Origin of the sequence: Aequorivita echinoideorum (assembly GCF_018476645.1) — a bacterium.
Lineage (GTDB): Bacteria > Bacteroidota > Bacteroidia > Flavobacteriales > Flavobacteriaceae > Aequorivita > Aequorivita echinoideorum.
In genome coordinates, this window is sequence record NZ_JAHCTB010000001.1 from 307,524 (window position 1) to 333,288 (window position 25,765).

At 39.5% G+C, this 25,765-nt stretch carries 26 protein-coding genes, 1 tRNA gene and 1 pseudogene; 9 read left to right on the forward strand and 19 right to left on the reverse strand.

Annotated elements, in window-relative coordinates:
- Window positions 1-106: 106 nt before the first annotated feature.
- The 9 genes and pseudogenes from KIV10_RS01455 to KIV10_RS01490 form a co-directional block, all read right to left on the reverse strand.
- Window positions 107-180 (reverse strand) — tRNA-Asp (locus KIV10_RS01455).
- A 366-nt stretch (window positions 181-546) separates the two neighbouring features.
- Complete coding sequence (locus tag KIV10_RS01460) at window positions 547-1,476, reverse strand: DUF58 domain-containing protein (RefSeq protein WP_214112134.1); 930 nt, start codon at window positions 1,474-1,476, stop codon at window positions 547-549.
- Window positions 1,477-1,556: 80 nt separating this feature from the next.
- Window positions 1,557-1,802, reverse strand: a pseudogene (locus tag KIV10_RS01465) (four helix bundle protein); the annotation flags it as partial.
- 12 nt (window positions 1,803-1,814) lie between these two features.
- Window positions 1,815-1,910 (reverse strand): four helix bundle protein, encoded by a 96-nt coding sequence (locus KIV10_RS14110; protein WP_456048979.1) that lies wholly within the window; start codon window positions 1,908-1,910, stop codon window positions 1,815-1,817.
- A gap of 102 nt (window positions 1,911-2,012) precedes the next feature.
- Window positions 2,013-2,558, reverse strand: coding sequence for a ClpP family protease (locus KIV10_RS01470; protein ID WP_214111709.1), 546 nt, complete (start codon window positions 2,556-2,558; stop codon window positions 2,013-2,015).
- Window positions 2,559-2,792: 234 nt separating this feature from the next.
- The gene (trxA, locus tag KIV10_RS01475) at window positions 2,793-3,110 is read right to left on the reverse strand and encodes a thioredoxin (RefSeq protein WP_214111710.1); all 318 of its coding nucleotides are present in this window, start codon (window positions 3,108-3,110) and stop codon (window positions 2,793-2,795) included.
- Between the two features lie 103 nt (window positions 3,111-3,213).
- A complete protein-coding gene (gene dnaE, locus KIV10_RS01480) occupies window positions 3,214-7,593 on the reverse strand; it encodes a DNA polymerase III subunit alpha (protein ID WP_214111711.1) in 4,380 nt (1,459 codons plus the stop codon).
- Window positions 7,594-7,818: 225 nt separating this feature from the next.
- A complete protein-coding gene (locus tag KIV10_RS01485) occupies window positions 7,819-8,268 on the reverse strand; it encodes a ferritin-like domain-containing protein (RefSeq protein ID WP_214111712.1) in 450 nt (149 codons plus the stop codon).
- Between the two features lie 165 nt (window positions 8,269-8,433).
- The gene (locus tag KIV10_RS01490; protein ID WP_214111713.1) at window positions 8,434-9,231 is read right to left on the reverse strand and encodes a DUF6252 family protein; all 798 of its coding nucleotides are present in this window, start codon (window positions 9,229-9,231) and stop codon (window positions 8,434-8,436) included.
- Window positions 9,232-9,366: 135 nt separating this feature from the next.
- Here KIV10_RS01490 and KIV10_RS01495 point away from each other — a divergent pair, with 135 nt between their 5' ends.
- The 5 genes from KIV10_RS01495 to KIV10_RS01515 all read left to right on the forward strand — a co-directional run bounded on the left by KIV10_RS01495 (window position 9,367) and on the right by KIV10_RS01515 (window position 13,315).
- Window positions 9,367-9,945: a 30S ribosomal protein S16 gene (locus tag KIV10_RS01495; protein WP_214111714.1), complete on the forward strand. Its 579-nt coding sequence runs from the start codon at window positions 9,367-9,369 to the stop codon at window positions 9,943-9,945.
- An 11-nt stretch (window positions 9,946-9,956) separates the two neighbouring features.
- Window positions 9,957-10,481: a ribosome maturation factor RimM gene (gene rimM, locus KIV10_RS01500; RefSeq protein ID WP_214111715.1), complete on the forward strand. Its 525-nt coding sequence runs from the start codon at window positions 9,957-9,959 to the stop codon at window positions 10,479-10,481.
- 127 nt (window positions 10,482-10,608) lie between these two features.
- Entirely contained in the window at window positions 10,609-11,268 is a 660-nt protein-coding gene (locus KIV10_RS01505; RefSeq protein ID WP_214111716.1) for a tRNA1(Val) (adenine(37)-N6)-methyltransferase, read from the forward strand.
- 50 nt (window positions 11,269-11,318) lie between these two features.
- Window positions 11,319-12,497: an acyl-CoA dehydrogenase family protein gene (locus KIV10_RS01510; protein WP_214111717.1), complete on the forward strand. Its 1,179-nt coding sequence runs from the start codon at window positions 11,319-11,321 to the stop codon at window positions 12,495-12,497.
- Between the two features lie 128 nt (window positions 12,498-12,625).
- Window positions 12,626-13,315 (forward strand): SGNH/GDSL hydrolase family protein, encoded by a 690-nt coding sequence (locus tag KIV10_RS01515; RefSeq protein ID WP_214111718.1) that lies wholly within the window; start codon window positions 12,626-12,628, stop codon window positions 13,313-13,315.
- Here the strand turns inward: KIV10_RS01515 and KIV10_RS01520 are convergent.
- The 7 genes from KIV10_RS01520 to trmB form a co-directional block, all read right to left on the reverse strand.
- Window positions 13,312-13,641 (reverse strand): 2Fe-2S iron-sulfur cluster-binding family protein, encoded by a 330-nt coding sequence (locus KIV10_RS01520; protein ID WP_214111719.1) that lies wholly within the window; start codon window positions 13,639-13,641, stop codon window positions 13,312-13,314. The genes KIV10_RS01515 and KIV10_RS01520 overlap by 4 nt on opposite strands.
- Before the next feature lie 37 nt (window positions 13,642-13,678).
- The gene (locus KIV10_RS01525; RefSeq protein ID WP_214111720.1) at window positions 13,679-14,731 is read right to left on the reverse strand and encodes an NAD(P)/FAD-dependent oxidoreductase; all 1,053 of its coding nucleotides are present in this window, start codon (window positions 14,729-14,731) and stop codon (window positions 13,679-13,681) included.
- A 71-nt stretch (window positions 14,732-14,802) separates the two neighbouring features.
- A complete protein-coding gene (locus tag KIV10_RS01530; RefSeq protein WP_214111721.1) occupies window positions 14,803-15,045 on the reverse strand; it encodes a NifU family protein in 243 nt (80 codons plus the stop codon).
- Window position 15,046: 1 nt separating this feature from the next.
- Window positions 15,047-16,186 carry an Mrp/NBP35 family ATP-binding protein gene (locus KIV10_RS01535; RefSeq protein ID WP_214111722.1) on the reverse strand — a complete coding sequence of 380 codons (1,140 nt, stop codon included), beginning with the start codon at window positions 16,184-16,186 and terminating at the stop codon, window positions 15,047-15,049.
- A gap of 158 nt (window positions 16,187-16,344) precedes the next feature.
- Window positions 16,345-16,671 (reverse strand): MGMT family protein, encoded by a 327-nt coding sequence (locus KIV10_RS01540; RefSeq protein ID WP_214111723.1) that lies wholly within the window; start codon window positions 16,669-16,671, stop codon window positions 16,345-16,347.
- 2 nt (window positions 16,672-16,673) lie between these two features.
- Window positions 16,674-17,300, reverse strand: a complete 627-nt coding sequence (locus KIV10_RS01545; RefSeq protein WP_214111724.1) for a LysE family translocator — start codon at window positions 17,298-17,300, stop codon at window positions 16,674-16,676.
- Between the two features lie 39 nt (window positions 17,301-17,339).
- Window positions 17,340-18,014, reverse strand: coding sequence for a tRNA (guanosine(46)-N7)-methyltransferase TrmB (gene trmB, locus KIV10_RS01550; RefSeq protein WP_214111725.1), 675 nt, complete (start codon window positions 18,012-18,014; stop codon window positions 17,340-17,342).
- 65 nt (window positions 18,015-18,079) lie between these two features.
- Between trmB and KIV10_RS01555 the strand changes: the two genes are divergently transcribed.
- Complete coding sequence (locus KIV10_RS01555; protein ID WP_214111726.1) at window positions 18,080-19,153, forward strand: glycosyltransferase; 1,074 nt, start codon at window positions 18,080-18,082, stop codon at window positions 19,151-19,153.
- On the opposite strand, the gene KIV10_RS01560 is transcribed toward KIV10_RS01555, so the two are convergent.
- Window positions 19,118-20,161 (reverse strand): sensor histidine kinase, encoded by a 1,044-nt coding sequence (locus tag KIV10_RS01560; RefSeq protein ID WP_214111727.1) that lies wholly within the window; start codon window positions 20,159-20,161, stop codon window positions 19,118-19,120. The two genes, KIV10_RS01555 and KIV10_RS01560, sit on opposite strands and share 36 nt — an antisense overlap.
- Window positions 20,161-20,841: a response regulator gene (locus KIV10_RS01565; protein ID WP_214111728.1), complete on the reverse strand. Its 681-nt coding sequence runs from the start codon at window positions 20,839-20,841 to the stop codon at window positions 20,161-20,163. The genes KIV10_RS01560 and KIV10_RS01565 overlap by 1 nt, the downstream gene beginning before the upstream one ends.
- Before the next feature lie 263 nt (window positions 20,842-21,104).
- On the opposite strand from KIV10_RS01565, the gene KIV10_RS01570 reads away from it, so the two are divergent.
- Both KIV10_RS01570 and KIV10_RS01575 read left to right on the forward strand, forming a co-directional pair.
- Complete coding sequence (locus tag KIV10_RS01570; RefSeq protein WP_214111729.1) at window positions 21,105-22,052, forward strand: T9SS type A sorting domain-containing protein; 948 nt, start codon at window positions 21,105-21,107, stop codon at window positions 22,050-22,052.
- A gap of 88 nt (window positions 22,053-22,140) precedes the next feature.
- Window positions 22,141-23,115 carry a LuxE/PaaK family acyltransferase gene (locus KIV10_RS01575; RefSeq protein WP_214111730.1) on the forward strand — a complete coding sequence of 325 codons (975 nt, stop codon included), beginning with the start codon at window positions 22,141-22,143 and terminating at the stop codon, window positions 23,113-23,115.
- 135 nt (window positions 23,116-23,250) lie between these two features.
- Here the strand turns inward: KIV10_RS01575 and tyrS are convergent, their stop codons facing one another.
- The gene (gene tyrS / locus KIV10_RS01580; protein WP_214111731.1) at window positions 23,251-24,549 is read right to left on the reverse strand and encodes a tyrosine--tRNA ligase; all 1,299 of its coding nucleotides are present in this window, start codon (window positions 24,547-24,549) and stop codon (window positions 23,251-23,253) included.
- Between the two features lie 195 nt (window positions 24,550-24,744).
- Between tyrS and KIV10_RS01585 the strand changes: the two genes are divergently transcribed.
- Window positions 24,745-25,761 carry an NAD-dependent epimerase/dehydratase family protein gene (locus KIV10_RS01585; RefSeq protein WP_214111732.1) on the forward strand — a complete coding sequence of 339 codons (1,017 nt, stop codon included), beginning with the start codon at window positions 24,745-24,747 and terminating at the stop codon, window positions 25,759-25,761.
- The last annotated feature ends 4 nt before the right edge of the window (window positions 25,762-25,765 follow it).

A 25,765-nucleotide genomic window follows, 5' to 3' on the forward strand; every position in this document is an offset into this window, starting at 1 on the left:
TTGTTTTTGTCCAATTTAGTTTAACTTTGATTAATTGTTGAAAATAAAAAAGCCCTTTGAATAAAGGGCTTTAGAGTAAATTTAGCAAAATACGATTTACTTTCTGCGGTCTGGACGAGACTCGAACTCGCGACCCCCTGCGTGACAGGCAGGTATTCTAACCAACTGAACTACCAGACCAATTTTCCAAATTCACCAAGGCGAACGCTAACAACAGTTAGACTTCCAGGAAATTGTTACCATACATTTTGGGACTATTCCCTTGCTGTATTAAGCGGTGGCAAATATACTACTCCATTTCATTTTCACAAATTATTTTTTCAAAAAAATGAATAAATTTCAAATACTTCTTTTCATATATCAATAATGAAAAAATTACGGAGAATTTTCATTCTTAGAATTGGAAGGAATAAAAAGCAAATCGAATATTGAATTTAAAAAACAAAAAACAATCAGCTGCTAAAGGCTAAAGGCTAAAGGCTAAAGGCTAACGGCTAACGGCTAACGGCTAACGGCTAACGGCTAACGGCTAACGGCTAACAAAATTCATCCAAACTTCTGTCGCTCTACCAGATATGTGGTCAAAATTTTATTAAAACTCTCATTGATATCTGTCAACACATACTTAATCTTGTATTGGGCGCAACGTAATTGTAATTCCTTGAAATAACTCTGAACTGCCTTTTCATAACCTTCCTTTATATTATCTGCGTAGAGATTGACAAACTCGCCAGTTTCCACATCAACAAAGCGTTTGGGGCGGTTTGTGAAATCAAAATTCACCTCCCGCTTTTTATCGAACGTATGGAAAAGAATAACTTCGTGCTTGTTGTACTTTAAATGCTGAAGCGCCTCAAAAAGCTTTTCTTCTTCTGTATCGCTTTGGAACATATCTGTAAACAGAAACACGAGCGATCGACGCTTCAGCTTTTCGGCAATTAAATGTAAATATTCGTACGTTTTGGTTTCAGACTTTGTCGCGGAAGAATGCACTGCTTTGTTCAAATTTTGAAGAAGCATTTGGTGATGGCGCTCACTTCCCTTTTCCGAAGCATAAAATTCATACGTATCACTATAAATGCTCAGACCAACGGCATCCCGCTGCCGTTTCAGCAAATCCATGATCGCTGCCGATGCAAGTACGGAAAATCCTATTTTATTTAAGGAATTTATATTGAATTGCTTCAGTCTGGGATAGTGCATGGAGCTACTGTTGTCCAAAATTAAATGGCAGCGCAAATTTGTTTCTTCCTCGTACCTTTTGGTAAAAAGTTTATCCGTTTTTGCAAAAAGCTTCCAGTCTATATGTTTGGTGCTTTCCCCTGCGTTGTAGATTTTATGCTCGGCAAATTCAGCCGAAAAACCGTGAAAAGGACTTTTGTGAAGCCCAGAAATAAAACCTTCCACCACTTGTTTTGCAAGCAGCTCAAGGTTTTTAAAACCAGTAATTTCGTTTATTTCTTTTTCAATATTCATCGTGTCATCCTGCGCTTGTCGAAGGGTCATTTATTTCCTTTTCAATATTCACTTTTTAGTGAATCGTTAAGGGTAAAGGGTTATTTGTCAACTTTTTTAATATAATTTCTTGTGCCTAAAAGAAGTTTTCTAACCGTAATTATTAATTCGTTAATTACCGTATCCTCTTTTAAAAATCCTAATCTAATGGATAGCAAATATTGTGTTTCAACCTCAGCTAATGAACCTATAGCAATATGTATAAACTGTAAAAACTCCTTATTGCTTTTTCTCGCGGCGCCTTCAGCAATATTTGACGGAATTGAAACTGAAGCTCTCCGTATCTGACTTTTAAGCCCTTATGTTTCTTCCTTTGGAAATTCATCACTCGTAGTATAAATTTTTTCCGCTAAATCCATACTCTTCAACCAAACATCCATTTCCTTGTGATTCATAGCTTAATTTTAAAAATCCATTCACCAGTAACCCTTAACTCTTAACTTCTAACCCTTAACTCCTAACCCATAACTCAAAACTCATAACTCAAAACTCATAACTTATTTCAAAATTCCGTCAACAATACCATATTCCACTGATTCCTGCGCACCCATCCAGTGATCGCGATTGAAATCCTTCATGATTTTTTCAAAAGATTGACCACAGTTTTCGGCGAGAATACGTGCGCTCAATTCCTTTGTTTTTAGAATTTCTTGAGCCGTGATTTCAATATCGCTGGCTACCCCTCGGGCACCACCACTAGGCTGGTGTATCATAACGCGGGCGTGCGGTTGTATATAACGTCTTCCCTTTTCCCCTGCGGAAAGTAAAATACTTCCCATAGATGCCGCCAGACCGGTACAGATTGTTGAGACCGGACTCTTTATTTCGCGAAGCGTATCATAAATTGAAAAGCCCGAAGTTACATAACCACCCGGACTGTTTATGTAAAATTTAATTTCATCATTACTTAAGGAATCAAGGTATAAAAGTCGATCCACGACGTGGCGTGCGGTTTTGTCGTCCACCATTCCCCAAAGGAAGATTTTGCGTTCTTCCAGCAATTTTGCATCTATTCTATCTTGTACTTTATTATTTTTTTCCATAATTATTCCCGTGATAGCGGGTATTTTTGAATTTTAACTTCCAATTTAAATTTCTCAACGAGCGCTTCCGATAATTATCGGAACGAAAGATTTTTAATCATGTTTTTAGAAAAGGTCTCGACTGTATTTCTGTTACGCTCAGGGCAGGTTAACTTAACCTGACATTTTTACTAATATAGAAAAAGGCCCGGCATTGCGCCAAGCCTTTTTAAAATTTATTTTGTATTGAACGGATTACAAAAGCGAATCTATTGCTTCTGCGTACACATTTTTAGGGGCAACGCCAACTTGACGTCCTACTACCTCCCCATTTTGGAAAACCAATACCGTTGGTATATTCCGCACGCCATATTTTGCGGCAAACTCTTGGTTTGCATCCACATCTACTTTTCCCACAACGGCCTTACCGTCATATTCTTTGCTTATCTCTTCAATTATAGGGCCCACCATTCGGCAAGGACCGCACCAAGCCGCCCAAAAGTCTACCAAAACTGGTTTATCACTTTTCAATACGGTTTGTTCAAATGTTGCGTCTGTTATTTCTAAAGCCATAATCTTATGTTTTGTTTGATATTCAAAAGTAGTCAATTTATGCCAAGTAAACACCCTCTTAATATTTGTTTAGGAAATGGTTGCATTGGCATTTATTATTATTTCAATTCAGTTTGTACCGTATCTGCGCTAGTGCCAGGGCATCCAGTAATTCTTTGGAAATATTGATTTTATGTTTTCTGCTGGGCATCGTCAATTGTATTTTTTCATCCTTTTCATACACCACAAAATACAGTTGCTTTTCGCCTTTATGCGTTTTTACCAGATCTTTTAACGAATCAATCTTCCCATTTTCCAGATCCTTTAATGGAATTTGAAGGGTAAGTTTTTTTCCGTGGGTTTCCATTACATCATGAAGCAGCTGGATGCTATTATACTGAAGTCGTGGTTCACCTTTCTTTCCGGTTTCACGGTTGGTCCACCCCTCTTTCACATAAACACGCCCATATATAAAACTATTCGGAACCAAAAAATGGCGCCATTTCAAATATTCTTCCCCAAAAATCTTGAATTCATAACTGTCTTCATAATCCTCAACGGTGAATATTGCCCAGCCTTTTCCAGCTTTGGATTCGCGGTGCTGCACATCGCTCACCACGCCACCAAAGCACAATTCCTTATTGATGAAATCTTCCAAATGATTAAAATCTGAAACCTTGCAGTTGGTAAAACTTTTCATTTCTATTTTGAAATCGTCCAGTGGGTGGCCAGAAATGTAAACGCCCACTACTTCGCGCTCCTGTTTTAATTTCTTCATAGTTCCCCATTCTTCGCAGGGCGGAACTTCCGGCTCGGGGATCTGTACCTCACTTGCATCACCAAAAAGACTCACCTGAGCCGAATTCTGCGTTTCCTGGTATTTTGCGGCATAGCGCAGCACCTTTTCAAGAAACATAATTCCATCTCCATCATCGTGCAAATATTGGGCACGGTGCGTATCAAAACTATCAAACCCGCCCGCCAATGCCAGATTTTCAAAGGCTTTCTTGTTTGCGGAACGGAGATCGATCCGTTTGGCCAAATCAAAAACCGATTTGTATTTTCCATCCTTTCTGTTTTCCACAATGGTGGCTACGGCACTGCTGCCCACACCTTTTACGGCTCCCATTCCAAAGCGCACCGCACCTTCGGCATTAACCGTAAATTTATGGAAGGATTCATTTACATCAGGGCCCAAAACCGTTAGGCCCATCCGCTTGCACTCGTCCATAAAAAAAGTGACCTGTTTTATGTCGCTCATATTATTTGAAAGCACTGCCGCCATATATTCTGCGGGATAATGCGCTTTTAAATAAGCCGTTTGGTAGGCAATCCAAGCATAACAGGTGGAATGCGATTTGTTGAAAGCGTAGCTCGCGAATGCTTCCCAGTCTTTCCAAATTTTTTCAAGCTTTTCGGCATCGTGGCCTTTTGCAGAAGCCTGTTCCACAAACTGGGGTTTCATTTTGTCGAGAACGGCTTTCTGTTTTTTCCCCATTGCCTTTCGCAACACGTCCGCCTCGCCTTTTGTAAAGCCTGCCAATTTCTGCGAGAGCAACATCACCTGCTCTTGATAGACCGTAATTCCGTAGGTCTCCTTCAAATATTCCTCCATTGCGGGCAGATCGTACGCTATCTCTTCCTCGCCATGTTTTCTTCGCACAAAACTCGGGATATATTCCATTGGGCCGGGACGGTACAGTGCGTTCATAGCGATAAGATCCGCAAAAACCGTGGGCTTCAATTCCTTCATATACTTCTGCATTCCCGCAGATTCATATTGAAAAATTCCCACTGTTTCCCCTCTTTGGAAAAGCTCGTAGGTTTTTTCATCATCGAGTGGAAATTCATCTGGATTTAGCTCGATATTATGTTTGTGCTTTACAAGTTTTACGGTATCCTTTATGAGTGTCAAGGTTTTCAAACCAAGGAAATCCATTTTCAGCAGTCCTGCACTTTCCACTACGGAATTATCGAACTGCGTTACATACAAATCTGAATCCTTTGCCGTAGCCACGGGAACAAAATCGGTAATATCACTGGGAGTAATAATTACACCACAAGCGTGAATACCGGTATTCCTGACGGAGCCCTCCAAAATCTTTGCTTGGTTTATGGTCTGCGCCTCAAGATCACTTCCTTCGGAAAGATTTAAAAGCTCGTTCACTTTCGGAAGCTCATCGCTGCGGAAACGGCTACGCAATTCAGCATCACTTAGACCAAAAATCTTGTTCAGCTTGGTCATATTCGGAATAAGCTTCGCAATTCTATCGGCTTCGTTCAACGGTAGATCGAGTACCCTCGCCGTATCGCGAATGGATGATTTTGCGGCCATTGTTCCGTAGGTAATAATCTGTGCCACTTGATTGCTCCCATACTTTTTAATAACGTAATCCATTACCTTACTCCGTCCTTCGTCATCAAAATCAATATCGATATCGGGCATACTCACACGATCCGGATTTAGGAAACGCTCAAAAAGCAAATCGTATTTAATTGGGCAAATATTGGTAATCCCCAAACAATACGCGACAGCACTTCCCGCAGCAGAGCCCCGACCGGGACCCACGGAAACACCCATCTTTCGGGCTTCGGCTATAAAGTCCTGCACGATTAGAAAATATCCGGGATAACCCGTATTTGCAATTACCTCAAGTTCAAAATCAAGTCGCTGCTTGATTTCCTCAGCTCTTTGTTTATCGGTTTCTGCTTCGCTGGTCAATTCTTGATATCGTTTTTTGGCGCCTTCATAAGTAAGGTGTCTCAAATACGCATTTTCGCCCCGCTTACCACCGTCCAAATCAGCACCATCCAAGAAGGCCTCGGGAATCCCGAAATTGGGAAGCAAAACGTCCCGGTTCAGTGTAAAGGGTTCAATTTTAGAAACAACTTCCTCAATATTCAAAATAGCTTCCGGCAGATCCTTGAAAAGAGTTTTCATTTCATCCGAACCTTTGAAATAATATTCCTGGTTCGGCAACCCATATCTGTACCCACGACCGCGACCTATGGGTGTATCCTGCTTTTCCCCATCTTTTACGCACAGTAAAATATCGTGGGCATTGGCATCCTCCTTCTTTACATAATAGGTATTGTTGCAGGCTACAAGCTTGACATTGTGTCGCTTGGCCATGGCAACCAACACTTCGTTTACGCGCTTTTCATCCTCTTGGTCGTGGCGCATTATTTCCATGTAAAGATCATCGCCAAAGGTTTCTTTCCACCAAAGCAACGCTTCCTCGGCCTGATTTTCACCTATGTTTAAAATCTTGCCGGGCACTTCGCCATATAGACTTCCGGTCAAGACAATAATGTCTTCCTTATATTTTTCGACTACTCTTTTATCAATCCGCGGCACGTAATAAAATCCTTCCGTGTAGGCTATGGAAGCCATTTTTGCTAAATTATGGTACCCATTTTTGTTTTTGGCAAGCATTACAATTTGGTAGCCGTTGTCTTTGTGCGATTTGTTTAAATGATCTTCGCACACAAAGAATTCACAGCCCACAATGGCTTTTAGCTCTTTACCTTTATTTTCTGGCGAAAGCGATCTATTGTAATTGGAAACAGCCTGCACAAAGTGAAACGCACCCATCATATTACCGGAATCTGTGATGGCGACCGCGGGCATATTGTTTGCGACGGCAGCATTTACCAAATCTGCCGTGCTGGATGTGGATTGAAGGATTGAAAATTGCGAATGGTTATGTAAATGGACAAAAGGGGCGTCCTCCAGCGTGGCAATATTTTCCTTTATTTCTTCGGAAGAAATTTCTTGTGTTTCTGAAGAGGCCTGCATTTGCTTTCGGATTCTTTCCGAAGCTTTTTTCAGATTGATATGCTCTATCCCAATCAATTCAATAGTCTGCGGATTTTCTTCTGAAAAGTTTTCAAAATAATCCGGCTGCACGTCCAATTCTTCCTTCGTGAAAATCTGGCGGCGTACCAGTTCCAAAAAGCAACGCGTGGTTGCCTCCACATCTGCCGTTGCGTTGTGCGCTTCAGCAAAAGGCTCACTGAAAAGAAATTCGTGAAGTTCCGTTAATGTTGGCAATTTAAATTTTCCGCCCCTACCACCGGGAATCTGGCAAAGTTGTGCGGTAGCTTCAGTACAAGTATCCAAAACGGGAAGATTGGGCAACGGATTTTCCATTCCCAGTCGGAAAAATTCAGCACCCATAATATTGATGTCGAAATCTACATTTTGACCAACGATGAATTTCGTTTTTGAAAGCGCAGTGTTGAATTTTTTCAAAACCTCTTCCAAGGAAATTCCTTTGGCAGCGGCCAATTCCGTAGAAATCCCGTGAATTTTTTCAGCATCAAAAGGAATATTGAAACCATCGGGTTGCACCAAATAATCTTGATGCTCAATTAAATTTCCCAAGGCGTCGTGCAATTGCCAGGCAATCTGGATACAGCGTGGCCAATTATCGCTATCGCTTACGGGAGCGTTGTAACGTTTGGGAAGACCAGTGGTTTCTGTATCGAAGATTAAATACATAGGATTTGTGATTTTGAATTTTAATGATTCGATTTTCTATTTCCTCACATCGATTTAACATTTAGGGTTTGCCTAAAACAGAGATGGAATGGTGAATTTCGGAAAAAAGTAAAAGTAGAAAAATAGTCGTCTTATACCCGTTAAAATTACTATGAGTTGTTCACAACAAAAAACCGCTTCCCATAATTTAGGAAGCGGTTCTAAAATTTTTTTATTCAAAAAATACTATGAGATCACAGATTCAAAGTTTTTGGCGCTTTGCAACGCAGTCTGGATCGTGTCGCGATGGTTGGTCAATATTTTCTGGGTGGTGGGCGGTAATGTGGTATCTTTAATTACCTCATTATATTCTTCAATAGCGGCTTTTTCACCTTTTTGGACTTCATTTAGAATGGTTTCCTCATTGTTGGAGGAAAAAGCTGTTTCAAGATCCATCCATACTCTGTGCATTGCTCCTTTCGCACTCCCACCTTTGTCTGGGCTCTCGCCGTAATTTCGGATTTCTGATTTTATCTCATGTCCGAAATCGTAACGCTTTTGGGCCTGTTCGTTAAAAAATTTTTTCAATTTTACGTTTTCAACATTTTCAGCGGCTTTTTTATATCCTTTTTCCGCGTCGTAATTTTTCTCTAATAATTCGTTTAAGCTATGTGTCAATTTTTCGGTAAACTTCATCTTCTTTTTTTTTAAATTATGCAATGTTTATTTTTAAGCATTTCGAAATAAGCTCACTGTTCAACTTCATTTCGATATAAATCAATATACCGAAAATACTGGTGTTAATCAAATTTATAAGAAAATTTTAGCGGAATTTAACAGGGTTTAACCTCTTAATCAATTCTATTGATACGTTACATTAAATGACCCTTCGGAAATTTCATTCAAATCGGTAATAAATGAAAATGTACCGCGAATATTCATAGTTGAAGTATTGTGTTCCGTGATTGTTACTTCACCTGCTTCCGCTCCATTGTTGCCATCGTTGGATTGGTATCTGGCTTGCACGATAGCATTTGGAAGTTCATAGGTGCCGGCTGTAATGGTATTTCTAAAAATAAAACCTATAATATTGTTTGAAGACCCACCCGTAACCTGAATGGAATTATTCCTTCTGCGCGCAGTAACGTAAATAGGCAAGAAACTGGAGCCATCAATTTTAGCCGTAAAACTTCCCGCCGCCGTTGGGTCTGCCATTGGCTCATCCACGTATGGAATTTGATATATAAAACCATTTTCCACATAAACGGTGTCAATACCTGCCGATATTGCTGTGAAATTGAAATTGCCCGTCACCGTATTTGTGCCCGAGTTGAATTCCGTGATAACTACTTCTCCCTCTCCAGCCAACTGGGTGTTGAATGTTACACCTTGCCTATTTTCATAAATGCCAAGATTGCCTCCTTCACCACCAAGCAAATACGTTCCCGGATTTACGGATGGAATCCTAAGCAAAATGGACTCCTCGCCCGTTAATCCTTGAACGGAAACAGTGCCATCTTCATTTTTAGCGGCACGGGCACCGCTTGCCACATAGCTTACGTCATCTATTTCTGCACGGAGCGCAACTTGATTATCTTCATTATCTTCACAAGAAATTATCGAGAAAGTAGTCAAAAGTATACATAGGAAACGTACCATAAATAAGGTGTGTTTTAGGGATTTAGACAAATGTAAAATAAAAACTTTAATCGGTTGAATTTCAAAAAGAAAAAATACTATCTTTGCCGTCCTTTAATTATAACCGGGGTCGGGAACCCCAAAAATTAATTCAATATGCCTGTAAAAATCAGACTACAAAGACACGGAAAGAAAGGGAAGCCTTTTTTCTGGATCATCGCGGCGGACAGCCGTGCAAAAAGGGATGGTAAATTCCTTGAAAAAATTGGATCTTACAATCCTACTACCAATCCAGCACAGATTGAACTTGATGTGGACAGCGCTGTAAAATGGCTTCAGAACGGAGCACAACCTACGGATACTGCTAGAGCAATTCTTTCTTACAAAGGGGCTTTAATGAAAAACCATCTTGCTGGCGGTGTTCGCAAAGGCGCTTTGACCGAAGAGCAAGCTGAGGCTAAATTTAACGAATGGCTGGAGCAAAAATCGGGCTCTATTGACCACAAAAAAGCATCACTTTCTGAAGCAAAAGAAAAAGCAAAAGCTGAAAAGCTTGCTGCTGAAAAAGCCGTAAGTGATAAGCGTGCTGCAGATGCTGCCGCCGCTAATGCTCCTGCGGAGGAAGCAACTGAAGAGGAAGCACCAGAAACTGAAGCTGCCGAAACAGCGTCTGAGGAAACTGCAACCACAGAGGCTCCTGCCGAAGAGGCAAAAGAAGAAGAAAAAGAAGCTTAAAACTATTAACGATGCAAAAGGAGAATTGCTTCTACTTAGGCAAAATCGTTAAAAAATATAGCTTCAAGGGGGAACTGCTTATCAAACTTGATACAGATGAACCCGAAATCTTTACCGAAATGGAATCGGTTTTTGTGGAACAACGCAAAAACTTGATTCCATTTTTTATTGAAGAAAGCTCGCTTCATAAAAGTGAACTGCTGCGCGTGCGTTTTGAAGATGTAAAAAATGAAGAGGATGCAAATGCCCTAATTGGCGCACATTTATACCTTCCATTGGAATTTCTTCCAAAACTTACCGGAAATAAATTTTACTACCACGAAATAATTGGCTTTACGGCAGTTGATCAATCTTTCGGTGACATAGGTAAGATTACTGGAGTAAATGACACAACCTCACAGGCTCTTTTTGAAATTGACCGCGATGGAAAACAGATTTTAATCCCGGTAATTGATCATTTTATCAAAAAAGTGGATCGCGGACAAAAATCTATTCTTTTCAATGTGCCGGAAGGGTTGATTGAAATGTATTTGTAAAAATTTGAAAAAACAAATACGCTATTCCTTCTTAATTTCAACAATTGGCAATCCCAAATCGTAAATCCAAAATCACTTGAAGCCTTTTCAATTCAAAAAATTTACCGTTGAACAAGACCGCTGCGCGATGAAAATTGGAACGGATGGAGTGTTGCTGGGGGCTTGGGTTTCTCTAGAAAATAATCCCTTTTCAATTTTAGATATTGGTGCTGGCACAGGAATTATTGCGCTGCAATTGGCGCAACGCAGCAATGCTGAAATGATTGATGCCATTGAAATTGAGGAAGATGCATACGAGCAGTGTGTTGATAATTTTGAAAATTCGCCGTGGGGCGATCGGCTTTTTTGCTATCACGCCTCGCTTGAAGAATTCGTGGAGGAAATAGATGATACCTATGATATTATAATTTCCAATCCGCCCTTTTATTCCGAAGATTATAAAACATCCAGCGAATCACGGGACAAGGCACGTTTTGCTGAATCACTTCCTTTTGATGAATTGATCGGGGGTGCATCGCAAATGCTTTCAGATGATGGGATTTTTGCAATTATCCTTCCGCGTAAGGAGGAAGAGAATTTTATATTTTTGGCTTCAGAAAAAAATCTTTTCCCTAAAAGAATTTGCCGTGTGCGCGGTACCGAAACTTCCGAAGAAAAAAGAAGCCTTATAGAGTTTTCTTTCAGAAATACACCTCCAAAAACCGAAAAACTCACCATAGAAATTTCTCGACATAACTATACTGAGGAATATAAAAATCTGGTGAAGGATTTTTATCTGAAAATGTAGGTGTTTAAGGTTGTGATTTCTACATTTGTACTCCTTTAAATAAAGAGAAAATGAAACCAGATTTATTCGAAGCACCAGATTATTACAATCTTGACGAATTACTTTCAGATGAACATAAATTGGTACGCCAGGCGGCCCGCGAATGGGTAAAGCGTGACGTGTCCCCCATTATTGAAGAATACGCGCAAAAAGCCGAATTTCCAGAACAAATAATAAAAGGTCTCGCCGAAATTGGTGCGTTTGGCCCCTACATCCCAGAAGAATACGGCGGTGCCGGACTGGATCAAATTTCATACGGCCTCATAATGCAGGAAATTGAACGCGGCGACAGTGGCGTGCGCAGTACAGCATCCGTGCAGTCATCCCTTGTTATGTACCCAATTTATAAATACGGAACTGAAGAGCAACGAAAAAAATATTTGCCGAAACTTGCTTCGGGTGAATGGATGGGATGTTTCGGGTTGACCGAACCCGACCATGGCAGCAATCCGGGCGGTATGACCACAAATTTTAAGGATAAAGGCGATCATTATCTTTTAAATGGCGCCAAAATGTGGATAAGCAATGCCCCATTTGCGCAAGTGGCCGTAGTTTGGGCAAAAAATGAGGAAGGCAGAATTCACGGGCTTATTGTGGAACGTGGAATGGAAGGTTTTTCAACGCCTGAAACCCACAACAAATGGTCGCTTAGAGCTTCGGCAACCGGCGAGCTTATTTTTGATAACGTAAAAGTTCCGAAGGAAAATTTACTTCCGAATAAATCTGGACTGGGCGCGCCACTCGGCTGTTTGGATTCAGCTCGTTTCGGTATAGCTTGGGGAGCCATAGGAGCGGCGATGGACTGTTATGACACCGCGCTTCGCTATTCAAAAGAAAGGGTTCAATTTGGCAAACCCATTGGTCAATATCAGCTTCAGCAGAAAAAATTGGCTGAAATGATTACCGAAATTACAAAGGCACAATTACTTGCTTGGCGTCTGGGCGTAATGCGAAATGAGGGCACCGCCACCTCCGCACAGATATCTATGGCTAAAAGAAACAATGTGGAAATGGCCATTAACATAGCGCGCGAGGCAAGACAGGTCTTGGGCGGAATGGGAATTACTGGAGAATACAGCATTATGCGCCACTCCATGAATCTTGAAAGCGTTATTACATATGAAGGTACGCACGATGTACATTTATTGATTACAGGGCTCGACATTACTGGTCTCAACGCTTTCCAATAAATTTTAAAGAAATAAATAACCAAAGAAAACCACGAAAATGATTTAAATTTCGTGGTTTTTTTATTGTGAATATTCTAAAACCGAATGCCCATCTTTCTCGTTAATATTAGTCAAACCAAAGCTAAATTATGAATTTCAAGATATTATTTCTGCTTATCCCATTTTTGCCATTGTCGTGCTCAGTCTCAAAAAATAAAAAGACTTCTGAAAATTCTGTATACGCGTATTTGGCACTTGGCGACAGTTATACCATTGGCGAAAGCGTTTGCAGCACTTGTAATTATCCTGAGCAATTGACGGAGCGATTGAATAAAAATTCAAACAAAAAAACCTCAGTAAAAATTATCGCTAAAACCGGCTGGACCACTACAGATTTATTGGGCGCAATTCGGCTCGAAAATCCATCTACAGATTATGATTTGGTAACGCTTCTAATTGGTGTGAATAATCAATATCAAGGTAAACCCTTTTCAATTTATGAAGAAGAATTTAATCAACTTCTGAAAATGGCGATTGAATTTGCCAATGGAAAAAAAGAAAATGTAATTGTGCTTTCCATTCCAGACTATGCGTACACACCGTTTGGGCAACAATCTGGCAAGGCTGAAAGAATTACTTCGGAATTAAAACGGTACAACCAATACGCTGAAAAAACCGCAAAAGAGATGGGCATTTATTTTCAGGAAATTACTGATATTACGCAGCAGGGATTAGAAAATCCAGCCCTTGTAGCTTCAGATGGGTTACATCCTTCAAACGAAGCTTATTCAAAATTTGTAGATAGAATGATTGAAAAAGTTTCAAAAATACTTCGTTAAACTTCCGGAGCCAATTCAACTTCAAGGCCATCCAATTCTTCTTTCAAAAAAATTTGGCAGCCCAAGCGGCTATTTTCTTTCACATTAAACGCTTCCGAAAGCATTAAATCCTCATCGTAACTCATTTCTGGCAAGTCGTGATTGCTCATAATATAACATTGGCAAGAGGCACACATCGCCATTCCGCCACAGATTCCAATAGTTCCTTCGGGTGCAAGTTCATAGGAGCGAACCACTTCCATTAGGTTCATATTCATATCTGTGGGAGCATCAACTATATGTGCCGTACCCTCGCGATCGATTATTTTTATTTTGATATCTGTCATAAAATCTTGAAACCCACTATTAATCCGAAAAAAATCGCTAGTCAATTGATTTTACAACCGCTTTGGGAGCTTCCTTTTTGCTTCCGTCGAAACCTTCCACGCCACCAACGGTGGTATATTTCATAACATAACGCTTCTCGGGGAAAATTCTCTGGAAGGCACTTTGGCACATTAACGTTGCTTCGTGAAAACCGCAGAGTATCAATTTCAATTTTCCGGGATACGTATTAACATCACCAATGGCGTAAATTCCCGGAATGTTTGTTTGATAATCCAATGTATTATCAACTTTAATGGCATTTTTTTCAATTTCCAATCCCCAATCAGCAATGGGTCCGAGTTTTGGTGCCAATCCAAATAGCGGAATAAAGTGATCGCACTCTCTGTTAAAAACCTCAGCACCCTGTTTTATTACAACTTCTTCCAAATGATTTCTGCCTACCAAACCGATGACTTCTGCCGGGGTAATCATTTCAATTTTACCTAAATTTTTTAGTTCCTGCACTTTTTCAACGCTATCTAGCGCACCACGGAATTCATTTCTTCTGTGAATGAGTGTCACGCTTTCGGCTATATCTGTTAAAAAAATACTCCAATCCAGTGCAGAATCGCCCCCTCCAGAAATAATCACGTTTTTTCCTCGATACATTTCGGGATCGCGAATAATGTATTCCACACCATTATCTTCATAATCTGAAATATTGGTGATGGGAGGTTTTCTGGGTTCAAAACTTCCCAGCCCGCCGGCAATTGCTATAACCGGAGCGTGGTGTTTTGTTCCCCTATCTGTGGTTACGATAAAGGATCCATCTTCAAGTTTCTCGATGGTCTCTGCCCTTTCGCCCAAGGTAAAACCGGGCTGGAATGGCTCAATCTGTTTCATTAAATTATTCACCAAATCTCCCGCAAGTACTTCGGGAAAAGCTGGAATATCATAAATTGGTTTTTTGGGATATATCTCGGCGCATTGGCCGCCAGGTTGTGGAAGCGCATCGATTAAATGACATTTTAATTTTAACAATCCTGCCTCAAAAACGGTAAAAAGACCTGTAGGGCCCGCACCAATTATGAGAATATCTGTTTTTATCATGAAAGATTAACTCTTAAATTTCTGTTAGTAATAAATTTGGGACAAGAGAATTTTTAAAAAAATAGTTTGGCTTATGCAGTAACACTTACAACCTTTTCAATTTGCGGTGCGTATTTTTTTATGGTCATTTCCACGCCACTTTTTAGGGTCATTTGGTTAACGGAACACCCCACACAGGCACCCTGCAATTGAACATTCACCACTTTACCTTCTTCAATGGAGACCAATGAAATATCACCCCCATCACCTTGTAAGAAAGGACGGATTTCAGCTAGTGCTTCCTCTACTTTTGTCTTTAATTCGTGTGCTGTCATATTATTTTTTTACGGCGCTGCAACCGGCCATTGTAGTGATTTTAATTGCTTCGGTAGGAGGCAAATTTTCATTGCGCAACACCGTTTGCTGCACAACATTTTTGGTTATCGCCTCAAAAGCTTCTTCCGTTTTAGTAGCTGTTTGTAAAGCCGCGGGTCTGCCCACATCACCAGCTTCACGGATACTTTGAACCAAAGGTATTTCGCCCAGATAAGGTACGTTCAAGTCTTCTGACAGATTTTTTGCGCCTTCCTTTCCGAATATGTAATACTTATTTTCCGGCAGTTCTGCTGGGGTAAAATAGGCCATGTTTTCTATAATTCCCAAAACAGGAACATCAATATTTTCCTGCTGAAACATAGCAACTCCCTTTCTGGCATCTGCCAAAGCCACATTCTGGGGAGTACTTACAACCACAGCTCCAGTTATAGGAAGGGATTGCATGATGCTTAAATGAATATCGCCCGTTCCCGGAGGTAGGTCAATCAACATAAAGTCCAGTTCGCCCCAAGCCGCGTCAAAAATCAATTGATTGAGGGCTTTAGCGGCCATAGGCCCACGCCAGATAACAGCTTGATTGGGCTGTGTGAAAAACCCAATGGATAGAATTTTGATTCCATAATTTTCAATGGGTCTCATTTTACTTTTTCCGCCCACATTAACAGATAGTGGCTTTTCCATCGCAACATCAAACATAATGGGGATTGATGGCCCATAAATATCTGCATCCAAAATACCAACCTTAAAACCCATTTTTGAAAGCGTAATGGCAAGATTTGCAGTTACAGTAGACTTACCAACACCGCCCTTGCCAGATGCTACGGCTACAATATTCTGTATTCCCGGAATGGGCTTGCCTTTTATAAGATTTGGATTTTGCGGTTTTGTGGGAGCCTCAACTTTTATATTGACTTGAACTTTTGCGTTTGGATCCACATTTTCATGAATGGTTTTAATGATATCGGCTTCGGTCCTTTTTTTTATATGAAGTGCGGGTGTGGACAATTTCACATCCACAATTACCTCATCCGCAAAGGTTACAACATTATGAACCGCACCACTTTCAACCATATTTTTCCCTTCGCCAGAAACTGTTATATTTTCAAGGGCACTGAGGATATTCTGTTTTGAAATGTTCATTATTTTACTGAAATATTTAGATTGATTCTAAAGTGCAAATATACTAAAATAAGTTGGCAGTAGTCTGTGAGAGCCAGTACTATCTATTCGAAGAAAATTACTATTTTATGTAAATTTTAAAAAAATTAGGAAATAATTTTTTCCAACATTTCTCTCCTTCATAATTCAATATTTGGGTCCCAAAAAATGTTTTTAAAATCCTGAACTTTATTATCCTTAATTTCTACACCTTCACTTTCAAGCAGCTGTTGCATCAAATTAGTTCCCTGGAAATGGTGTTTTCCAGTAAGCAAACCATTTCTATTTACAACTCTGTGCGCAGGAACATCTGGAAGTTTTCCGCTGGAATTCATAGCCCAGCCAACCATCCTGGCACTACCGGACGCACCCAAATAGATTGCAATGGCACCATAGCTGGTTACCCTGCCGAAGGGAATCTGCACGGCAACTTCATAAACTCTTTCAAAAAATCCTTCGATGGACATTTTTAAATTTCGTTTAAAATTTTCAGAAAAGTAATGATTGAAATTATGGCGGTGATAATTCCCAAGAGATAATTAAAGTTCATTTTGAATTTACGCTGATGCTCCTTCGGCCTAAAAAATTGGACGTAAATGGCAAGCATCGCAAACGTACCCAAACCTGATGCAATTACCGCAACCAAAAGTGCGGGCTGCGTAAACGAAAACCAATGAAAGGCTGAAAATGTGATGCTTACATATACCCAATAAGGCAAGGGCAATAAATTCAAAATAGCAAGAAACATTCCCGAAAAAAAGCGATTGGTCTTTGAGTGCACGGAATTTTCCCGGACTTCGCGGCGGGTATCCTTCGCAATAAAGAAAAAATAAATAGTAAGACTTATAAAAATACCCAGTGCTACTTTTTGAAGAACATTCACCACCTCTGGGTGCATTTCAATATACCGAGCAAAAAGAAGCGCAACATACGTCTGTACCAAAACCGTTGTGCAAACCCCCGCAGAAAAAAGAAAGGCTTTTTTGCGTCCTTCCTTCATACTTATCTTGGCAGCGTACATATTGAGCAAACCTGGTGGAATTACTCCAATAATAGCGCCCACAAAACCAATAAGGAAGTTGCTGAAAATGGTCATTTTTTGGTTGTTATGCCCGTGAATATAAGAAATTAAAACTTAACGGAAACCAAAGCGGATGTACGTTATCTTTTTACCGATTTCCAAATATTGTTTCTCGTAAAATGTCTGAATATTGGTTACGGCCGAAGGAGAATAGCTGTTTCCATAAACATCGTGGTGCGCGTATTCAATGTTTTGCCCCATTCCCTGCAATAAACCCAAGGTATAACCGTGCATAAACTCGCTATCGGTCTTTAAGTGGACAACCCCACTTGGTTTCAGGATTTTTTTGTATTTCTGAAGGAATTCGGGATTTGTCAATCGGTGTTTGGTGCGCTTGTATTTTATCTGCGGATCTGGAAAAGTAATCCAGATTTCGTCAACTTCATTTTCGGCAAAAATATGATCGATCAATTCAATTTGAGTCCTTAAAAAACCAACATTACTGTAACCTTCTTCCAATGCAGTTTTTGCTCCGCGCCAAAATCTGGCTCCTTTAATATCAATCCCCAAGAAATTTTTATCTGAAAAGGATTTAGCGAGATTCACGGAATATTCGCCCTTTCCACAACCAAGTTCCAACACAAGCGGGTTGTCATTTTTGAAGAAATTTTTCTTCCAATTTCCCTTTAAATTCAACGAATCCGCGATTACTTGCTCTCGTGAAGGCTGCACTACGTTTCCAAATGTCTCGTTTTCCTTGAATCTTTTAAGTTTGTTCTTACTTCCCAAAATTTTAAATTTTTGGTAAAATTACGGAAATATAACAGCGTCGCAATTATAGCTACCTTTGTTTTATGCCGAAAAACAAGACCATTCTGGTTGCGCCGCTGCACTGGGGCCTGGGCCACGCCACACGTTGCATTCCCATAATTCGAGAATTGCTGAAAAATGATTTCGATGTTATTTTGGCTTCAGATGGCGCTGCGCTTTTACTGCTTCAAAAGGAATTTCCGCAGCTGCAATCCTTGGAACTTCCTTCCTATAATATTAAGTACCCAAAGAAAGGAGAGTTCTTCAAAATGAAAATTTTTCTGAAGCTTCCTGCCATTCAAAAAACAATGGCCGAAGAAAAGAAAATTATAAAAAAATTAGTGGCCGCGAACAAAATTGATGGGATAGTAAGCGATAACCGCTTTGGTGTTCGCCACAAAGCAATTCCGTCAGTTTTTATCACGCACCAGCTCAATGTTTTGACCGGAAACACTACCTATTTTACAAGTAAGATGCACCAAAAAATCATAAAAAAATTTGATGCATGCTGGGTGCCCGATGTTAAAGATAGGGTGTTGAATTTAAGCGGGGATTTGGGACATCTTAAAAAACCTGATTTTCCCGTAACCTACATTGGCATTTTAAGCCGAATGGAAAAGGAGAAACTTCCCAAAAAATATGACATTCTTGCCGTTTTGTCCGGACCGGAACCGCAGCGTACCTTGCTTGAGGAAAAATTATTGGAGGAATTCAAAAATAGCCGAAAAAAAATTCTAATTGTTCAGGGAATTGTGGAAAAGGAACAAAAGTGGACTGAAAATTCCAATATTGAAATCGTCAATTTTATGCAGAGCAAAGAACTGGAAAAGGCCATTAATGAAAGTGAAATTGTTGTATCACGTTCAGGTTATACCACTATTATGGACCTTGCCGCACTAGGAAAAAAGGCATTTTTTATACCCACACCGGGACAATATGAACAGGAATATTTGGCCAAACGATTAAAGAATCTTGGCATTGCGCCAAGTTGTAAACAGCATACATTTTCAGAAGAAAAATTGAATTCCACAACGCTGTATAAAGGGTTGCAATCCGTTAAATCCGAAACCAATTTTGAAGAATTATTTGGCTTTTTCCAAAGTAAAGGAAAACTCTGAGCCTATCCCGAATTGGCTCTCCACGTAGATTTTTTCCTTATGAGCTTCCAGGATATGTTTTACAATGGAAAGACCCAAGCCGCTGCCGCCCTCTTTGCGGGACCCACTTTTATCCACACGAAAAAAGCGTTCAAAAACGCGGTGCATATTCTGTTTTTCAATCCCTTCGCCATTGTCGGTTACACGAACCATGAGTTTATTTTTTATGAAACTTTCAATACTTACCTCTGTGGTTCCGTTCTCTTTACCGTATTTTATTGAATTGACAATCAGGTTTGTAACTACTTGCTGAATTTTTTCACGGTCGCCATAGGCCAGGATTTTTTCAGGATAATCTTTATCAAAAGTGAGGACAATATTCTTTTTGGCGGCCTTCATCTCTAGCAATTCAAAAACACCTTTTACCAATTTTACGATGTCGAATTCCTCATAATTAAGATTTAAATCGCCAACTTCAAGTTTACTTATCATATCCAGATCTTTCACAATATAGATAAGCCTTTCCACGCCTTTACTTGCATTTTTGAGATATTTTTTCCGAACGGATTTATCTTTCATTGCGCCGTCCAAGAGGGTAAGAATATACCCTTGCACCGTGAAGAGCGGGGTTTTTAGCTCGTGCGAAATATTCCCCAAATATTCCTTTCTGTAATTCTCGCGAATTTTTAATGCTTCAATTTCCAGTTTTTTATCCCTTGCGAATTTCTCCACTTCACGGGTAAGCACTTTCATATCAGTAGTTATGGGCGCTTGGGCAAGACTAGTTTCATCCAAAAGACGGACATCATCGTAGATTTTCTTTACCCTCCGGAAGATGAATTTTTCAATTCTGAATTGAATTATGAAGAATGATATGAAGAATGCGACAACGGCAAACAGAAGAATCCACCAGATACTGGCATCAGAAAAACTGAGAAGAAAAGCGCCAACGGCGACCGTTAAAATTAGGGCAACATAAAGTGAGGAAATAGCGGCAAAACTGTATTTGGGATTGAATTTTTCTGCCATTAAACTACAAACTTATATCCTACTCCTTTAACGGTTTTAAATTTATCATCACCTATTTTCTCGCGCAATTTACGAATATGGACATCAATAGTGCGGCCTCCCACAATCACTTCATTCCCCCAAATGGTATCCAGAATATCTTCCCTTTTAAAAACTTTTCCCGGTTTTGAAGCCAACAGTGCCAAAAGTTCGAACTCCTTTCGTGGCAAAATCATTTCTTCCTTGCCGAGCATTATTTTATATTCTTCCCGGTTAATGACCAAATTACCGAGTTTTATTTTATCATCCTCATCGGTTTCCTTGAATCTTCGCAACAAAGCCTTCACTTTACTTAGAAGGATTTTCGGCTTGATGGGTTTTGTGATATAATCATCCGCGCCCGCTTCAAAACCTGCCATCTGCGAGTAGTCCTCGCCGCGCGCCGTTAAAAATGTAATAACGGTTTCAGATAGTTCAGGGATTTTCCGCATTTTTTCGCAAGCTTCAATTCCATCCATCTTTGGCATCATAACATCCGGCACGATTAATTGCGGTCTGTATTTTTTAGCCTGTGCAATCCCCTCTGCTCCATTTTCTGCGGTTACTACATTATAACCTTCCGAAGATAAATTGTATTTAATTATCTCCAAAATATCCGGTTCATCATCAACCAAAAGTATAGTAATATCCTTTTTTTTCATTTGTGAATGCTTATTTGTTCTGGGCTTCAAAGATACTATTAAAAAACCGCAGCAAAGTTTTGGCTTACTTATTGTTAATCCTGTGATAACCTTTTGGTAACATAAATAATAGGCTCATATTTTTTCAATGTTACTTTTCGGTTAAACCATGTAAACAAAGGTTATTTTAACCTTTTTGAAGTAAAACATTTATATATATTTGCACCCTAAAATTAAAAACAAATTTTACAATGAAAAAAATTACTTTTTTAGCGGCTCTTTTATTGAGCGCTGCTTCATTTGCCCAAGTTGCAGGTACAAGCTTTGAGGAGCCTGCAGTATTTTCCGGTCAATATACCGATACTGGAGATGCAAACGTTGCACATGATTTAGTGAATAATACAGATCAACCATTGGTTAACTTTGTTTCTATTGGTGGCGAATTAGGCTTCAGCGCTTCTTACACGCCTTATGATACTCCAGATGTAGGTCTTACTGATGGTGATTTTGTGGGTGTTACAAACTTTACACCTTCTGCTGATGTTATGTTTACAGATGGTGAACAAGGATACCAAATAAGCGATGTGGATGGCAATTACATCCTTGAATTTGATATTGTTGATCTTTCTGGCGTGGCTAATCCTACCATTTCTTTAGATTATTTAATGTCTATCAACACTAACAATCCAGCAAACGGAAACTACGAAGGTGATGGTACGCTAAACGAATCTGGATTTGATAGATTGCGTATTTATGTAAGAGACCTAACAAACAATACTGAGATTGATATTTTCAACTCTACTGGAAGTGATCTTGATGATTTCGTTCCTTTTGATACTGCATCTGGTGAATACCAAGTGGAGTGGTTGTCTGGAACTGCTGATCTTACAACGAACACAAACGTTCAATTGGTTGTGGAAGCTAGAACAAACGCTAGCGCAGAGACTTTCTTCCTAGACAATATTGTATTTGGCGGTATATTGGGCGTAAATGGTCAATCAAGCAATCAATTCGCTATCTACCCAAATCCATCTACAAATGGTTTTGTGAACATTGTTTCAAAAGTTAGCGGAGCAAAAGCGGTTGCCGTGTACGATGTTCTTGGAAAAGAAGTAATCAACACTACAATCAACGGTGATAGACTTGATGTTTCAAAACTTAACAGCGGTATCTACATTGTAAAAATCGCTCAAGGAAAAACTACAACTACACAAAAATTGATAGTTAAGTAATTCTTTTAAACCTATATTTAAAAGCCTCTGTTAGCGCAGGGGCTTTTTTATTTTGATTAATTTTGGAGCCATTCTGAAATAGAAAATCATGCTGGAAAATGATATTTTTAAAATAAATTCTTCGGAAGAATTTGAAAGGGCGGCCTTGCGGGTTTTTCAATTTCAGTATGAAAATGTAAAAGTATACAGAAACTTTTGCGATTTTTTAAAAGTGGATTTTTCTGAAGTAAATCAAATTGAAAAAATACCTTTTCTCCCCATCCAATTCTTCAAGTCACACCAAATTATCGCACGAGGCTTTCCTTCTGAAACAATATTTACCAGTAGTGGCACAACTGGAAGCATAACAAGCAAACACTTGGTCGCCAAGCCAGACCTATATATCAAAAGTTTTACAAAAGCATTTAAAAATCAGTATGGTGATCCATCGAAATTTGCGATACTCGCTTTGTTGCCCAATTATCTGGAACGTGAAGGGTCTTCATTGATTTATATGGTAGATTATCTCATAAAATCCAGCAAGAATGAGCACAGCGGATTTTATTTGAACGATTATGAAGCATTAATAGAAAAGTTGCATTTCCTTGAAAGCAAAAACGAAAAGATGCTTTTAATTGGTGTTTCCTATGCATTATTGGATTTAATTGAGAAAGAAAATTTTAATCTGAAGTATATTATAGTAATGGAAACCGGCGGAATGAAAGGCCGTAGAAAGGAAATGATAAAAGAGGAATTACATAACGTATTAATATGCGGTTTTGGTGTAAAAAAAATCCACAGCGAATATGGAATGACGGAATTATTATCCCAAGCCTACTCTGTGGGCGATGGAATATTTGAGTGCCCGCCCTGGATGAAAATCTTGACCAGAGACCCAGAAAATGCGCTGGAGTTTGTAAACGGAAAAACGGGTGGAATAAACGTTATTGATCTTGCAAACCTGTATTCCTGCTCCTTTATTGCCACTCAGGATTTGGGCAAAACCTATGATGATGGCTCTTTTGAAATTCTTGGCCGTTTTGATTCCAGCGATATTCGGGGATGCAATCTTATGGTTTTTTAATTCCAAAAAAAGTGGAAAGCCCTGTAAGTTTTAAGATTGGCACCCGACCAATAAAATGTGAAAAATGAAAATTTTTCATAATTTGGTTGGTTAGTTAATTGAGAAATCCCCGGCAACGTATTGCACGGGGATTTTTTATTGAAATTTAATTATAAAATAATTTTTCTTCCCGCGCTGTAATAGCACAAACGTATTATTGATCAAATCAGATTCGGTGATTTTGAAGTCTTCAGAAACCTTTTCCCTGTTTACCGAAATTGAATTTTCCTTCAGTGCGCGCCTTGCTTCTCCATTCGATTTTAAAAATCCTGTTTTTTCTGCCAGTGCACCAATAACATTCAATCCAGATTTCAATTCTTCTTTTGAAATTTCCGCTTGCGGAACACCATCAAAAACATCTAAAAATGTCTTTTCATCTAAGGCTTTTAAATCATCTGATGTTGAATTCCCAAACAGTATTGTCGATGCCCGAACCGCTTTTTCAAATTCTTCATTCCCGTGGACGGTGGTAGTCACTTCTTCAGCCAATTTCTTTTGAAGTGCCCGTAAATGCGGAGCTTCTTTGTGTTCAGTTACCAAATTTTCAATGGTCGCTCTATCTAAAAATGTGAAAATCTTAATATATTTTTCAGCATCTTCATCGCTGCTGTTCAGCCAGTATTGGTAGAATTTGTAAGGTGAAGTCCTATTTGCATCCAGCCAAACGTTGCCACCCTCGCTTTTACCAAATTTACTTCCATCACTTTTGGTAATCAACGGGCAGGTAAGTGCGTAGCCTTTGCCACTGCCAATCCTGCGGATGAGCTCGGTCCCGGTGGTTATATTACCCCATTGGTCGCTACCGCCCATTTGCAATGTACAATCCAGATTTTTATATAAATGAAGAAAATCATACCCCTGCACCAATTGATAGGTAAATTCCGTAAAAGACATTCCGTCCGCACTTTCCCCCGTCAATCTGCTCTTTACCGAATCTTTCGCCATCATATAATTTACCGTAATGTGTTTGCCCACGTCGCGGATAAAATCAAGAAATGAAAATTCTTTCATCCAGTCATAATTATTCACCAATCGTGCTTGGTTGGGCGCACCGGAAGAAAAATCCAAAAACTGGGAAAGCTGATTTTTCACGCATTCCTGATTATGCCGAAGTGTTTTTTCATCCAGTAAATTGCGCTCATTGCTCTTCCCTGAAGGGTCGCCAATCATCCCCGTGGCACCGCCAACAAGGGCAACAGGTTTGTGTCCGCAACGCTGAAAGAAAGAAAGAAGCATAATGGGCACCAAATTACCAATGTGCAACGAGTCTGCCGTAGGATCAAAACCAACGTATGCAGAACGCATGGTTTCCATGAGGTGCGATTCGGTTTCTGGCATCACATCATGCACCATTCCGCGCCATTTCAGTTCTTCAACAAAATTTTTGAGCTTCATTTTTTTTGATTTTTGGCAAAGATAGGATTATCAATTCAGAATTATAAAATATGGATTACGAATTGGCTGCCAATGCTCCCAGTTTAAAATTGCGAAGCAGTTTTAAATGAATGTTGCACGCTACATTTTGCCCCAATTGTTGATTTCGAATTCAGTTTCCGTTTTAATTTGAATTCCATTCCCTAATTTCGCCATATGGTTTTAGTAACAGGCGGCACAGGTTTGGTGGGTTCGCACCTTTTGTATTTTCTTCTGAAGAAAGAAGAGCATGTTCGTGCAATTCATAGAAAGAATAGCAATCTGGAAGGTGTAAAGCGTATTTTTTCAGCATATACATCTTCCGCCGAAGCATATTTCAATAAAGTTGAATGGGTGGAAGCTGATATTCTTGACATCCCAGCACTTTCCAAAGCATTTTTGGGCATTGAAAAAGTTTACCATTGCGCGGCATTAATCAATTTTGAAGCGAAAAATTACAAATTGCTCAAAAAGGTAAATATTGAGGGAACGGCAAACGTGATAAATCTTTCACTTTCAAATAAAATTGAAAAATTTTGTTATGTAAGCTCGGTAGCGGTTTTCGGAAATGCATTGAATAATGAATTGATCACTGAAGAAACCGCATGGAATCCCGAAGATGATAACAGTGTGTACGCGATTACAAAGTTTGGCGCTGAAATGGAAGTTTGGCGCGGCGCACAGGAAGGCTTAAAAACTGTGATTGTAAACCCTGGATTGATTTTGGGTTCTGCCCCCAATGGTGATGGTAGCAGTTTTATAGTAAGTATTGGAGCCAGCGGCATCCCTTATTATCCATCGGGAGGGATGGGCGTTGTAGATGTGGAAGACGTCGCAAAAGCAATGATTTTGCTGATGAATTCTACGATTGAGAACAGACAATATATTTTAGTTGGCAATAATATTCTGTACAAAGAATTGATTTCAAAATTGGCGCAACGTTTTCATAAAAAACCACCAACCAAAAAACTTTCCAGCAATGTTATGCTTTTCTTAAGCGCACTGGAATGGTTCTTTGCACGGATTTTTGGATGGAGTCAAAAATTGCAGAACCACAATGTGAAATCCATGTTCAAAAAATCATTTTACGACGCATCGCGCATACAGAAAGATTTGGATTTTAAATTTACACACATTGATGAGACTTTGGACAGAATTGCAAAATTCCATTCTGAAAATACTTCGGAAAACTAAATTT